A 14,108-nucleotide genomic window follows, 5' to 3' on the forward strand; every position below is an offset into this window, starting at 1 on the left:
GGCCTTTCATGGGTTCCACAGCCGCCAAGGCAAGCCAGAGCATGTCCCCCCAAGCCAAGGCCATTGCGCAGCACATGCGCGAATCCCTGCTTCCAGGCGACACTCCGATCGATGACGAGCACCTGTTCGAAGCAGCCGCTTTCCTTGCCGAAACTGCCGAGAAGCGCGCTGCTGGCGAACCCGCGATCGCGATCCAGTCGATCAGCGACGACCGCCGCTATACGCGCATTGCGATCATCAATGATGACATGCCGTTTCTGGTCGATTCCACTGCGGCGGCAATCGCTGCAATGGGCCTTGCCATCGATCGCCTGATCCACCCGGTCGTCCCGGTCGAACGGACCAGCGATGGCGCACTCGGCAAGGTCATAAAAGGCGAGCCGGAAGAGGCTTTCTGGGAATCGATGATCTACCTCGAGGCGCCGCGCGTCGACGCCAAGCGCAGGCAGTCAATCGAGGAGACCCTGCTGGAAACGCTCGCCGACGTCCGCGCCGCCGTGTGCGATTGGCCAAAGCTCCAGGAAGCGATGGGCGCCGATGTCGACCGGGTCGATAATGAAGAAGGCGCTGCGCTGCTCGAATGGCTGAATTCGGGCATGCTCACGCAGTTGGGCCATGTCGTTCGCAAACGCGATGGATCGCAGGAAAACGAGCTTGGCATCTGCCGCACTTCCTCCCGCCAGTTGCTGGTCGATGCCAGCTACGAGCGCGCCTTCGCCTGGTTCGAGGGCAAGGGCGAAGCACGCACGCCGCTGATCATCAAGGCCAACCACATGGCGCGCGTGCACCGCCGCGTGCCGCTCGACCTGTTCATCGTCCCGATCCGCGACGGCAAGAAGGTTACGGCTCTTTCGGTCCACGCCGGCGTCTGGACGAGCGCTGCAATCGCCTCGCCTCCACGCAGCGTCCCGATCCTGCGCGAACGGCTCGACGCCATCCGCGACGAATTGAATTTCGACGACACCGGCCATGCCGGCAAGGCGCTGGTCCACGCCCTGACGGCCCTGCCGCACGACCTCGTGATCGGCTTTTCCGAAGAAGACACCGCGCGCATCGCTACCACCATGATGAGCCTGGTCGACCGGCCTCGCCCGCGCCTGGCCCTGGTCGAAGCGCCCTTGGCCCGCCACCTCTTTGCCTTCGTGTGGATGCCGCGCGACATGCTCGCCACACAGGTGCGCTTGCAGATCCTCGGCCTGCTCGAAGAAGGCGCGAAAGCGCGACTGCTGGACTGGAGCCTCGAGGTAGAAGGCGGCAATCTCGCCATGCTACGGTTCGTCCTCGACATTCGCGAAGGCGCCCAGAAGCCCGACGAAGCGGCTCTCGAAAAACAGCTCCAGACCCTGCTTCGCGGATGGAGCGAAGCGGTCGAGAACGAATTGCTCGCCTTCGAGGAAAAAGGCCGGGCAGCGGCGCTGGCCCTGCGTTTCGCAGAAGCTTTCCCGACCGCCTATCGCGCGCGCTTCGGCCCTCGCGAGGCGGCCGAGGATATCGCCCGCCTGCGCGCACTCGGCCATCACGCCGATGACGAAGACGAGGCGCCCCACCGCGGCGCACGCCTGTATCTGTGCGAGCGTGATGACGAGCGCTGCCTGCGCCTGAAACTGTACCAGGCTGAGGGCAGCCTGCCGCTGTCCGATGCCGTCCCCGCATTGGAAAACTTCGGCTTCCACGTGCGCTCGGAAATGCCGACGGTCCTCGAAGAAGGACGCCTCGGGACTATCCACGATTTTGCACTGCAGCTTGCCCCCGGGCTCGATGCTGACGAGTTGATCGAGCGGGCTGAAGGGATCGAGGATGCGATCGGCGCCGTGCTCAACGAGCAGGCCGAAAACGATGTCTTTAACCGCCTTGTCGTCGAAGCCGCGCTTGACGCGCACCAGACCGAATGGCTGCGCGCTTTCTATCGCTACCTGCGCCAGATCGGGATGGGGTTCACGATCTACACGGTCGTCGATGCGCTGGCGAAATCGGCGGATATCACCCGCGCCCTCATCGACCTGTTCACCGCACGCCACGACCCGGACTTCGACGGCAACCGCGAGGAAGCGGCCAAGGAAGCGGGCGACACGATCCGGCGCGCACTGACCAGGGTCAAGGCGATCAACGACGACCGCCTTCTGCGCCTTTACAAGGCGTTGATCGACGCCATCCTGCGCACCAATGTCTTCGCGCCGGCAGCCAACGAGGCGCTGGCATTCAAGATCGACAGTTCGATGGTGCCGGGACTTCCCAAGCCCGTGCCATGGCGCGAGATCTTCGTGTATTCGCGTCGCGTCGAGGGCATCCACCTGCGCTCCGGCCCGGTCGCCCGCGGAGGCCTGCGCTGGTCCGATCGCCGGGACGACTTCCGCACCGAAATCCTTGGCCTGATGAAGGCGCAGCGCGTGAAGAACGCCGTGATCGTACCGGCGGGCGCGAAGGGCGGTTTCTACCCCAAGCAACTGCCCGATCCGTCCATCGATCGCGATGCCTGGGCAGCAGAGGGCAAGGCCAGCTACGAAGTCTTTATCCGCAGCCTGCTGTCGGTCACCGATAACATCGTCGACGACAAGGTCGTGCACCCTGACAATGTCGTCATCACCGACGGCGAGGATCCCTATTTCGTCGTGGCCGCGGACAAGGGCACGGCCAGTTTCTCCGACGTCGCGAATGCGATCGCCGAAAGCCGCGACTTCTGGCTCGACGACGCCTTCGCCAGCGGCGGCTCTAAGGGCTACGACCACAAGGCCATGGGCATCACGGCCAAGGGCGGCTGGGTCAGCGTCCAGCGCCACTTCCTCGAAATGGGGATCGACGTGCAGACCGATTCCATCGAGGTCGTGGGATGCGGGGATATGTCCGGCGACGTCTTCGGAAACGGCATGCTGTTGTCCAAGGCCATCAAGCTCGTCGCGGCCTTCGATCACCGCCACATCTTCCTCGATCCCAATCCCGATCCGGCCAAGAGCTGGAAGGAAAGGAAGCGCCTCTTCGAAATGACCCGGTCGAGCTGGGCGGATTATGACGAGGCCCTGATCTCGCGTGGCGGCGGTGTCTATCCGCGCGATGCCAAGACCATCAAGCTGTCGAAAACGATGCAGGGCGTGCTCGGCATCGAACAGGACGAGATCGAGCCCGAAGCGCTGATCTCGGCAATCCTCAAGGCACCGGTCGACCTGATCTGGTTCGGCGGCATCGGCACCTACATCAAGGCCAGCAGCGAAAATAACGTCCAGGTCGGTGACCCGGCGAACGACGCGCTGCGCGTCGACGGCAAGGACCTGCGCGCCAAGGTTATCGGCGAAGGCGCCAACCTCGGCACGACGCAGGCCGGACGCATCGAATATTCGCTTGGCGGCGGGCGCTGTAATACCGATTTCATCGACAATTCCGCCGGGGTCGATTGTTCGGACAACGAGGTCAACATCAAGATCGCCCTCGCCGCTGCCAAGCGCGCAGGCCGCCTGTCCGAACCCAAGCGCGTTGAGCTGCTGGAAGAGATGACCGACGAGGTTTCGGATCTCGTCCTGGAAGACAATCGCTTGCAGGCGCTGGCTCTGTCGATCGCCGAGAAGGGCGGCGCGCGGGCCATGGCGTCGCAACTGCACCTGATTGAAACGCTGGAAGACGGCGGCAACCTCGATCGCAAGACCGAGGGCCTCGCCGACAACCAGACGCTGCAGCGCCGTGCGGCCGACGGCATCGGCCTGACCCGCCCCGAACTCGCAGTGCTGCTGTCGTCGGCCAAGCTGGTGCTTCAGGACGCGATCCAGACCAGCGACCTGCCGGACGATCCGATCCTGCACGACCTGCTCATGCGCAGCTTCCCCGAACCGATGCGCGGCAGGTTCCGCAAGCAGATCGAAAACCATCGCCTGCGCCGCGAGATCATTGCGACCAAGCTCGCCAATGCGATGGTCAACCGGATCGGGATCATCCACCCGTTCGAGCTGGCCGAAGAAGAAGGGGTCGAACTTTCCGAAGTCGCGGGTGCCTTCGTCGCGGCCGCGCATCTGTTCGATCTCAGGACCATCTGGAACGAGCTGGACAATGCCAAGATCGACGAGACCGCGCGTCTCCTGCTGTTCGATCGCCTTGCCGCTGCCGTCGGCAATTTGATGTCCGACGTCCTGCGCACCGCTGCCGGGCGTGTGCGTCCTGCCGAGATGGTTGAAGAGCTCGGCAAGAACGTCGCCCTGCTCGTCAAGTCGACCGACCAGCTGCTTGGCTCGCAGCTAAAGGACCAGTCGCAAAACCTGCACGAGACATTCACTGACGCAGGGGCGAATGATGCGATTGCCTCGCGGATCACGCATATCTTCAATCTCGACGGATCGGTCGGCCTCGCCAAGCTGGCTGCCGATACGGGCCTCGATCCGGAACCGTTGACGCTGGGCTTCACCGATATCGGGGCAAGCCTCGGCATCGACTGGGCGCAGGGTACTGCTGCCCTGATGAACCCGTCGGATGTGTGGGAGCGCCTGCTCGTCTCCGGGATCGCGCGCGATTTCCAGCAGATGCGGCTTGACCTGCTGCGCCGCCTCTCGCGCCGCAAGGATGCGAAGGAAGACATGCGCGGGGTGGTCCAGGCCTGGGCTGCGGACCACCAGTCGGCGATGCGGCAGTTCCGCTCGATGATCGAGCGGGCTCAGTCGCAAACCCCGGTTGCACCGGCCATGCTGGCGCAGATTGCCAGCATGGCGCGTAACCTGCTGGCGCGCTGATCCGGCGCAGGAATGCTTGACCGCGTGAGAGTTTAGCGCCAGCCCTGCGCGTCATGGAGCATTACGACGTCGTCATCGTGGGTTCGGGTCATGGCGGAGCGCAGGCTGCTATCGCGCTACGCCAGGCGGGGCATGAGGATACGATCCTCATGGTCAGCCGCGACCGCAACCCGCCTTATGAGCGCCCGCCACTGTCGAAGGATTATCTGGCGGGCGACAAGCCCTTCGAGAAGATCCTGATCCGGCCGGAACAGTTCTGGGCCGATCGCAACGTGACCTTGCGCCTCGGCGCGAATGCGAACGAGATTGATCCGCGTTCGCACACCATCGCATTGTCCGACGATACCAAGGTGACGTACCGCAAGCTCATTTGGGCCGGTGGCGGCGATGCGCGGCGCCTGTCATGCCCGGGCGCGGACCTGGCTGGCGTCCATACGATCCGCGGACGCCGTGACACCGATGCACTAAAGGCCGAACTGGAAGGCGGCGCCAAGCGAGCGGTCATCGTGGGCGCGGGCTACATCGGGCTCGAAGCCGCTGCCGTATTGCGCAAGCTCGGCTGCGACGTGGCCGTAATCGAGATGCAGGACCGCGTTCTCGCGCGGGTTGCCGGAGCGGAACTGTCGGGCTTTTACGCTGCCGAACATCGCGCGCACGGGGTCGACCTGCGGCTCGAGACGGGCGTGGAACGCATTGAAGGCGACGACGGACGCGTAACCGGCGTGACCCTCACCACCGGAGAGACCATTCCCTGCGACATCGTGATTGCAGGGATCGGCATCGTGCCTTCGGTCGGGCCGTTGATTGCGGCAGGCGCCGCAGGCAGCAACGGAGTGGACGTCGACACTTACTGCCGCACGTCACTCGACGATATCTACGCCATCGGTGACTGCGCCGCGCATGCCAATCCCTATGCGGACAACGCGGTCATCAGGCTGGAATCGGTCCAGAACGCCAACGACATGGCAACCGTCGCGGCCAAGGCGATCATGGGCGACAAGCAGGATTACGACGCCGTCCCCTGGTTCTGGTCGAACCAGTACGATTTGCGTCTGCAGACTGTCGGCATTTCCACCGGCCACGATGGCTGCGTGCTGCGGGGCGACCCGGCCGACCGGAAGTTCGCCATGATCTACCTCAAGGAAGGCGGCGTCATCGCGCTCGATTGCGTAAACAATACCCGCGACTACGCGCAGGGACGCAAGCTGGTGGAAGCGCGGGCGGAGGTCGATCCCGACCTTCTCGCCGACACCGCGGTTCCGCTCAAGGAAATGCTCTGAGCCGCGCGGCTGCCCAGTCGGCCGCATCGCTCACTGCCGGATCTGGGTCGCCGCGAAGCGCCTCGACCAATGGAGCCAGCCACGCGCTCCCGCTGTTTCCCGCTGCGTAGAGACAATTGCGCACGAACCGATCGCGGCCGATCCGCTTGATCGGCGAGCCAGAGAAGAACTGGCGAAACCCTGCATCGTCGAATGCGAGGAAGCGCGCGAGATCGGGGGCCTGCAATTCCTCGCGTGGTGCAAGCTTCAGATGCCGGTGCGCGCTGTCCGCGAACTTGTTCCATGGGCACACCGCGAGGCAATCGTCGCAGCCGTAAATCCGGTTGCCCAGTGCTTCGCGAAACTCTTCCGCGATCGGTCCCTTGTGCTCGATCGTCAGGTAGGAAATGCACCGGCGCGCATCGAGCCGGTAGGGTGACGGGAAGGCGGCGGTCGGACAGGCATCCTGGCAGGCGCGGCACGACCCGCACACATCCCTGCCCGGCGCATCGGGTTCGAACGGCAGAGTCGAATAGATAGCACCGAGGAACAGCCAGCTGCCATGTTCGCGGCTGACCAGATTGGTGTGCTTGCCCTGCCAGCCGATCCCGGCGGCTTCTCCCAGGGGCTTTTCCATGACCGGTGCAGTATCGACGAAGACCTTGAGCTCGCTGTCCGGCTCCTGTTCGATGAGCCAGCGCGCCAGGGCCTTGAGCGCCTTCTTCACGACGTCATGATAGTCACGTCCCTGGGCATAGACCGAAATCCGCGCCTTATCGGGATTGCCCTCAAGCGCCAGCGGATCCACATCGGGCGCATAGCTCATGCCCAGCGCAATCACGCTGCGCGCTTCCGACCACAGGCCCTGCGGAAAAGCGCGCTGCTCTTTTCGCGCCTCCATCCACTCCATCGAGCCGTGCCTGCCCTCGCCCAGCCATTCTTCGAGCCTCTCTGTACGCGTGCGATCCTCGCCCGCAGAAGTGAAGCCGCATGCAGCGAAGCCGAGTGCGCGTGCTTCCTTGCGCAGATCCTCCTGCAGGGCCTTCAAAGAAGGGTTCTTAACCAAACTTGCTGTTGCTCCCGTTCACTCGGCGCGGTTAACGCTGATGCATGCTTACCGAGCCGAACGCCATGCCGCGACCCCTGACCGACACGTCGCCCCCACTTGCCATAGAAGCAAAGGGCCTGGTCAAGCGGTTCGACGATACACTCGCCGTCGACGGAGTAGATATCAGCGTCCCTGAAGGCGCGATCTACGGCATTCTTGGGCCCAATGGAGCGGGCAAGACGACCACCCTGCGCATGCTGCTCGGCATTATCGATCCCGACGAGGGGGTGCGCCGCATTTTCGGCCATGAACGCCCCCACGAGATAGCGCGCCTGATCGGTTACCTGCCCGAGGAGCGCGGCCTCTATCCTGCGATGAAGTGCGATGAAGCCATCGGTTTCCTCGGTGCCTTGCGCGGCCTGCCTGTCGAGGAAGGCAAGCGGCGCGGGCGCGAGATGATGGAAGCGCACGGCCTTGGCCACGCCATCGACCGCCAGATCCGCCAGCTGTCCAAAGGCATGGCGCAGACGGTGCAACTGCTCGGAAGCCTGGTCCACAAGCCGAAACTGGTAGTGCTCGACGAACCCTTCAGCGGTCTCGATGCCATCAACCAGGGTAAGCTCGAAGGCATGATCCGCGAGCTGGCGGATGACGGGACGACGGTTATCTTTTCGACCCACGTCATCCACCACGCTGAAAGGCTTTGCGACGACGTGGCGATCATCGCGGGCGGCAAGGTGCCCTATGCCGGATCGGTGGACGCTGCACGCGACCGAATCCCCGCGCAAGTGCGACTGGAGACAGCCAATGGCGGCGGCGAATGGAGATCTGCCCTACCCGACGATGCCCGCCACGACGCGAAGGCGCATGGTGGCCATTTCTGGTATTTCCCCGTGCCCGAGAGCGGGATCGAAGAGCTGCTCAAACGGCTCATAGAGGGAGGCGCAGGCATTCTCTCGCTATCGATAGAACGGGCCGGTCTTCACGATGCCTTCGTGGAGATTGCCGGTGAAGCCGCGGCGCGCGCACTCGATGAAGACGCGGCAGGAGATCTGGCATGAGCGACAATGCAAGCAGGCTTCCGCTCTGGCGCGCGGCGCTGGTCATGGCGCGGCGGGATTTCAGGGCAATCCTGTTCTCCAAGGCCTTCCTCTTCTTCCTGCTCGGCCCAATCTTCTTCGGAGCGATCAGTGCGACCGCCGGTGCACTGGGCGCCAAGGCTGCAGAGAGTTCCGATCCACCCAAACTGGCAGTAGCCCTGTCCAATGCCGAGAATGCCGCCTTCGCAAGGGCGCATGAGCATCTGGCCGAAGCGGTAGGCCTGCCAGCGATCGTGACAGTCCCGGAAAGCGACCGAAGAGATGCGGCCGAATTGCTTGCCGACAAATCGGACAATTTCGGCGCGGTCCTGACAGGGTCGCTCGAGACCCCGCAATTGACGGGTACCGAGGAACGGATCGCACGGTGGCAGGGTGAGGTCGCCCTGCTTTCTGCGCAGGCGCTTGGCGGTTCGAGTGCGGAATTGCCGGAAGTGAACCTCTCGCCGACGCAAACCAGCGTCGCGACAATCCGTAGCGCCCAGACGGCGACCGCCACCGGGGCGATCACGCTCCTGTTCCTCCTGACGATGCTTCTGGCCGGCATGGTCCTTTCCAACCTCGTCGAGGAGAAAGCCAACAAGATCATCGAAATCCTTGCTGCGGCCATTCCGATGGAAGCGGTTTTCTATGGCAAGCTTTTCGCCATGCTGGCGGTCAGTTTCGTCGGCATCGCGGTATGGGGCGGCATTGCGCTGTTGGTCCTGACCCTCGGCAGCGCCGCGCTCGGCCCAATACCCGAGCCTGCCGTGGGTTGGCCGCTCTTCGTGATCCTGTTCGTGACCTATTTCGCCACGGCCTATCTTTTGATCGGCTCGATCTTCCTCACGATCGGTTCGATGGCTCCGACCGTGCGCGATGTGCAGACGCTGTCGATGCCGGCAACGATCCTGCAACTCGCCGTGTTCTTCCTCGCCACCTACTCGCTCAGCGATCCCGGCTCGGCGGCGGAGATCTTCGCGGTGCTTTTCCCGGTCTCCTCGCCCTATGCGATGGTTGCCCGCGCGGCACAGTCGCCGGTCCTCTGGACCCATACCGCAGCACTTGCCTGGCAGCTGCTTTGGGTCGCGATTTTCGTGCGCACCGGGTCAGGCCTGTTCCGCAAGCTGGTCATGAAGTCGGGCACCGGAGGCGGCACGGCGAAGTCACGCTTTTCCTTGCGCAGGGCTACGCGCCCGTAATTGCGTCGCATTGATGCAATCTTGCGAAAGGGGGGCGATTTAGGTTCCGTTTTGCAACGCACTATTGACACGCATGTCAGTTAGTTCAGGATGCACCGCAGAGGATAACGGCAGAGACTCGCCAAAGAGTCCGCCAAAACGGAGAGAGATATGGCCACCATCGCCCCGCAGCGACCCGAAGTCCGTTCGAGCCCGACAGCCTACGAAGCGCTGACCAGGCACTTCGAAGAGCATCCGGAACAGCGGCTCCAGCACACGCACAAGTGGGACGTCAGCCGGAGCGATATCTATTACGAGAACACCTGGCAGCCGATCTTCAAGGAGATGCGCGAAGCCGGCCCGCTGCATTATATCGAAGATAGCCCCTTCGGCCCCTATTGGGCGGTCGTGCAGCACAAGGCGATCCAGCATATCGAAGCCTTGCCCGAGATATTCTCGTCCAGCTGGGAATATGGCGGCATCACGATCCTCAACCGTCTTACCGAAGAAGAGCTGGCCGAAAGCGGTGTCGACCGGCGCGAATTGCCGATGTTCATCGCCATGGACCGGCCGCAGCACACGGGCCAACGGCGCACCGTCGCTCCCAAGTTCACGCCGAGCGGCATGGCCGAGATGGAAGGCGAGATCCGGCAGCGCACCGGCGAATTGCTAGACTCCCTGCCGCGCGGGGAAGTCTTCGATTGGGTCGACAAGGTATCGATCGAACTGACCACCGGCATGCTTGCGATCCTGTTCGGCTTCCCCTGGGAAGACCGTCGCCTGTTGACCTTCTGGTCTGACTGGTCGGGCGATACCGAACTCGCCAGCGTTCGCGAGCTCGACGAGATGCGCTGGAGCTTCCTCCACGAAATGGGGGCTTACTTCCAGTCGCTGTGGGTCGAACGCACGATGGACAAGGAGCCGGGCGACGACCTCATCTCCATGATGATCCACTCCGAAGCGATGAACCAGATGCGGCCCGAGGAATTCATGGGCAATCTGGTGCTGCTGATCGTCGGCGGCAACGACACGACCCGCAATTCGATGAGCGGTATCATCTACCAGCTCGACAAGAACCCCGACCAGCGCAAGAAGTTCGAACAGAACCCCGACCTCATTCCCAACGCCGTGCAGGAAATCCTGCGCATGCAGACCCCGCTCGCGCATATGCGCCGCACCTGCACCGAAGACACCGAGGTCTTCGGAAAGCAGATCAAGAAGGGAGACAAGGTGGTGCTGTGGTATCTCAGCGCCAATCGCGACGAGCAGGTGTTCGAGAACCCCGACAAGCTGGATATCGAGCGCGAGAACGCCCGTCGCCACATCGCTTTCGGCTACGGCATCCACCGCTGCGTCGGTGCCCGCCTGGCAGAGCTGCAGCTGCGCGTCCTGCTCGAAGAACTGCACAAGCGCCGCATGCGGGTCCACGTGGCCGGCGACATCGAGCGCGTGCGGGCGAACTTCGTCCATGGGTTCCGCAAGCTCGAGGTCGAAATCACCGAATTCTGACGGTGATGCGCCGCAGCGCTTCGTAACCTTTCTGCCGTTTCAAGCGTAAGTTCAGGTGCGCAGGTCTATCATTCGCGCATGAAACGGAACGACGCCATGACCAACATACCTTCGCGCCGGGGCTTTCTCGGCTGGATCGGTGCAACAGCGAGCTTTGCAGCTCTCGCGGCCTGCGGGTCCGGCCGGGCCGAGGCCAAGAGCTTCCCCGTCTCGCTGAGCGAAGCCCAATGGCGCAGCAAGCTGACCAAAAGCGAATTCTACGTCCTGCGGCAGGAAGGTACCGAACGGCCTTACTCGTCCCCCCTCAACGACGAAAAGCGCGCCGGGGTCTTCGTATGCGCGGGATGCGGCAATGCTCTGTACAGTTCCAAGACCAAGTATGATTCCGGAACCGGCTGGCCGAGCTTCTGGGCGCCGGTCGACCAGAGGGCTGTCGGCACAAGCCGGGATTTCAAACTCGGTTACCCCCGCACCGAAGTGCATTGCGCCGACTGCGGAGGGCATCTCGGGCACATCTTCAGCGACGGCCCGCGCCCGACCGGGAAGCGTCATTGCATCAATGGCGTCGCGATGGATTTTCGTCCGGCCTGACTTTCGTCAGTAGGGGAGCACGCGCCAAACCTTCAAAGCCTCGGGGCCATCGAGGTCTACCGGCTCGAGCCAGTCGGGCGGATCTCCTGCCAAGAGCGTCACGGCAAGACTTTGCTCACCACCGGCATTCGCCAGCGTGTGGGGCTCGGCAATATCCGTGCAGATGACAACGAAATCCGCCTGGTGCCGCGCCACCAGCCGTCGTGCTTCATCGGGTGGCGACATCATTCCAGCGAGAACGTCGCGCATCGCGAAATTCGCACGATGGTGACCGCTGGCAACGACCGAATGCGGGGTGTTGAGCAGGATGAATGGCCCCACGTCCAGCGGCGCAAAAATCGTCGACTTTGGCAGTGCGGCAAGCCCCGTCGTGCTGCGCCCGAGATCACAAGCGGATTCCCTCAGCTCCACTATGTCCGAATGGCTTTCCTGCGTCACGAGCGTGTCCTGTTTGCCCAAGAAGGTCGCGCCGAGTGTCACGATGCCGCCCGGAAGCAAGACATAATACGTCAGTAGCGCCGCGCCTGCCCGCTTCGGCAGGGTACCGCCCTCCAGCACCATTCGGATTGCGACGCTCGCCGCCCATCCGATCGGCACCGCAGCGATCACGGCGACGAAATACAAGGAACGGAAGGTTGCAATGGTGGCGAGGCAAGCCACGACAAGCAGCAGCAGATGCTCGATCCACCAGGTCCGTTGCCAGTCCCGCTTTCTGAGTACTAGCAGCACGCAGGTACCCAGCCCCAGCAGCATCTGGACCGCGCCCCTCAGACCGCTGTCGGTTTTCTGCTCCCAGATCGGCATTCCTTCGCGCACGTTCGAGTACCAGAACTCGTTCACGAGGGGGTCGAGCACACCGAAGGGGGCGGTAAAGCATTGCGGGCCGGCCAGCGCGATAAAGCCCAACCCCAACGCACCGACTATTCCAAAAAGGAAAACCAGAACGGCGAGGGGCAATTTCGGCAACGCGGCGATCACTCCTGTTCCCAGGGCTGCGATCACGAAGAATCCCACGTGCGGCAACGCAATCGTGTCGCAATATACCGAAGCCCCGGGCAGCCCTCTCGTCAGTGCGAAGGTTATGACCATCGTCAACGCCAGCGCCTGCATATAGGCGGTGAGCCACGCCCGATTGCGATAATCCCTCGCCCATCGAAGTGCGAGCACGCCACCGAAAGCGGCGACCATCGGCAAGACTTCCAGCGAGACCATGACGCCCACGCCCATGGCAATACCGGCGACCGCTCCTCCGCTAGCCGCCTTGCGCCATGAAATTGCCCAGAGAGCGATGGCGACGCTCAGTATTTGCCATGAGTGGTGGTCGATGCGCAGCGGCTGCATCTGCATCATGAAGCTCGACCACAGGGTAAGGACGAGCACAGACATGATCGCCGCGCTCCTGCCGAGCAGGCGCCAGGCAAGGCGGGAAACGACCAGGAATATGGCCAGCAACAGCAGTAACGGCAGTACGAGGGCGACGACCCATTCGGCCGTCGCGGTGCCGACAAGCGGTTGCAGCGCAAGGATCGAAAGCGCGAGGGGAATATCCACTATGCGCGACCAATGCATCGCCACGCCGTCCGGCGGATTGATGCGGTATTGCTGCAGATCAAACCAGTTTTGACCGGCCAGGAGGTCACGCACCTGAACCAGGCGCAAGACATCGTCAGGCCCGGGAAAACGCCGCTCGATGATATAGGGATATGCAAGCACGCTCAGGAACGCGACGCCCAGAAGCCAGATGGCAATCACCCAGAACACAGGATGCTTGTCTGCTCGCAGGCGGCGGTCTTCGTCCATCAGGGTAGCGCCCGGCTGAAAACGATCGTCTTGCGCAACAGGTATGTAACGAGGAAGCTGACGAGGATCGCAGCCATCTTGGCCAGCCGGGGATCCACACCCGATCGCTCTCCGGCCCAGACGATGCCGGTCGTCAGGGCAAGGCCTATGAGAGCGGAGGCGACGAACAGGACCTTCTGGCGTCCGCGTCCCGCACCGCGCTGTGCAACGCTATCCTGGAATACGGCCCTGCTGGACATGAGCCAGTGAACGATAATGCCGAGCGAATAGCCCGCAGCTGCAGCCAATGGCGAGGACATTCCCCCTGCCAGCAAGAGCAGGAAAAAGCCCATGTCCACGGCAAGCGCACCGATGCTCGCCAATCCGTAGCGAACCAGGCGGATATCCCGCAGCCGTGCCAGCAATTCGATCAATCTGCCCCCTATCGCGATCGGCGCCGCACGTTCGTGCAGCAAGCCTGTTTCGCAAATCATGGTAAATAAAACGCAAATTCGCGCCGGGCGCCAGCCATTTGAAGTAATACCGGGATCAATCGGGGCGAAACACGAACAGCAGCCTAATAGTCCAGACGGCAAGGAAGCTTGCGCCCATCGCCACCAGTTTCCCAATCCGGGGATCGACCTCGGCCTCGCCGGCGAACCAGACAATGCCTGCCGTAATTGCGAGACCGGCGAGGGCCGATAGCACGAAGAGCACCTGCTGGGCGCCCCGCGCCATGCCCGGCCTTGCGAGCCGATCGGCAAACACGAAGCGGCTCGATACGATCCAGTGGATCGCTACACCCAGAATGTAGCTTGCGGTCGCAGCGCCAACCGGTGCCATTCCGTTTGCATACAGCAAGAGGAAGCCGCCGAGATCGACAATCGTGCCGGCAAAGCTCGCCACCATGTAGCGGGCCAGCCGCCACTGGAAAATGCGATGGAAAAGCCCGCTCAATT

The 14,108-nt window shown here is 62.9% G+C and carries 10 protein-coding genes; 6 read left to right on the forward strand and 4 right to left on the reverse strand.

All coding sequences use genetic code 11. The annotated features are described in order from the left end of the window. Positions 1-8 precede the first annotated feature (8 nt). Positions 9-4,706, forward strand: a complete 4,698-nt coding sequence (locus BM173_RS02135) for an NAD-glutamate dehydrogenase (protein WP_090476881.1) — start codon at positions 9-11, stop codon at positions 4,704-4,706. Between the two features lie 53 nt (positions 4,707-4,759). Next, on the forward strand, positions 4,760-5,986 hold the full coding sequence (locus tag BM173_RS02140; RefSeq protein WP_090476883.1) for an NAD(P)/FAD-dependent oxidoreductase: 1,227 nt from the start codon (positions 4,760-4,762) through the stop codon (positions 5,984-5,986). Here the strand turns inward: BM173_RS02140 and queG are convergent. Continuing rightward, positions 5,970-7,004 (reverse strand): tRNA epoxyqueuosine(34) reductase QueG, encoded by a 1,035-nt coding sequence (gene queG, locus BM173_RS02145; RefSeq protein WP_245755779.1) that lies wholly within the window; start codon positions 7,002-7,004, stop codon positions 5,970-5,972. The two genes, BM173_RS02140 and queG, sit on opposite strands and share 17 nt — an antisense overlap. Before the next feature lie 71 nt (positions 7,005-7,075). Here queG and BM173_RS02150 point away from each other — a divergent pair, with 71 nt between their 5' ends. The 4 genes from BM173_RS02150 to msrB all read left to right on the forward strand — a co-directional run bounded on the left by BM173_RS02150 (position 7,076) and on the right by msrB (position 11,370). Further along, positions 7,076-8,074, forward strand: a complete 999-nt coding sequence (locus BM173_RS02150; RefSeq protein WP_245755729.1) for an ABC transporter ATP-binding protein — start codon at positions 7,076-7,078, stop codon at positions 8,072-8,074. Continuing rightward, on the forward strand, positions 8,071-9,291 hold the full coding sequence (locus BM173_RS02155) for an ABC transporter permease (protein ID WP_090476886.1): 1,221 nt from the start codon (positions 8,071-8,073) through the stop codon (positions 9,289-9,291). The genes BM173_RS02150 and BM173_RS02155 overlap by 4 nt, the downstream gene beginning before the upstream one ends. A 150-nt stretch (positions 9,292-9,441) precedes the next feature. After that, positions 9,442-10,779, forward strand: coding sequence for a cytochrome P450 (locus tag BM173_RS02160; RefSeq protein ID WP_090476889.1), 1,338 nt, complete (start codon positions 9,442-9,444; stop codon positions 10,777-10,779). 96 nt (positions 10,780-10,875) lie between these two features. Next, the gene (gene msrB / locus BM173_RS02165) at positions 10,876-11,370 is read left to right on the forward strand and encodes a peptide-methionine (R)-S-oxide reductase MsrB (protein ID WP_090478364.1); all 495 of its coding nucleotides are present in this window, start codon (positions 10,876-10,878) and stop codon (positions 11,368-11,370) included. A 6-nt stretch (positions 11,371-11,376) separates the two neighbouring features. Here msrB and BM173_RS02170 read toward each other — a convergent pair whose 3' ends face one another. Genes BM173_RS02170 through BM173_RS02180 form a run of 3 tightly spaced genes read right to left on the reverse strand, consistent with a single transcriptional unit; the run spans position 11,377 to position 14,106 of the window. Further along, a complete protein-coding gene (locus BM173_RS02170; RefSeq protein WP_090476891.1) occupies positions 11,377-13,170 on the reverse strand; it encodes a hypothetical protein in 1,794 nt (597 codons plus the stop codon). Then, positions 13,170-13,643, reverse strand: coding sequence for a GtrA family protein (locus BM173_RS02175; protein ID WP_090476893.1), 474 nt, complete (start codon positions 13,641-13,643; stop codon positions 13,170-13,172). The genes BM173_RS02170 and BM173_RS02175 overlap by 1 nt, the downstream gene beginning before the upstream one ends. Before the next feature lie 55 nt (positions 13,644-13,698). Next, positions 13,699-14,106, reverse strand: a complete 408-nt coding sequence (locus BM173_RS02180; protein ID WP_245755730.1) for a GtrA family protein — start codon at positions 14,104-14,106, stop codon at positions 13,699-13,701. Between the last annotated feature and the right edge of the window lie 2 nt (positions 14,107-14,108).

The organism is Qipengyuania nanhaisediminis, from assembly GCF_900115585.1.
Taxonomy (GTDB): domain Bacteria; phylum Pseudomonadota; class Alphaproteobacteria; order Sphingomonadales; family Sphingomonadaceae; genus Qipengyuania; species Qipengyuania nanhaisediminis.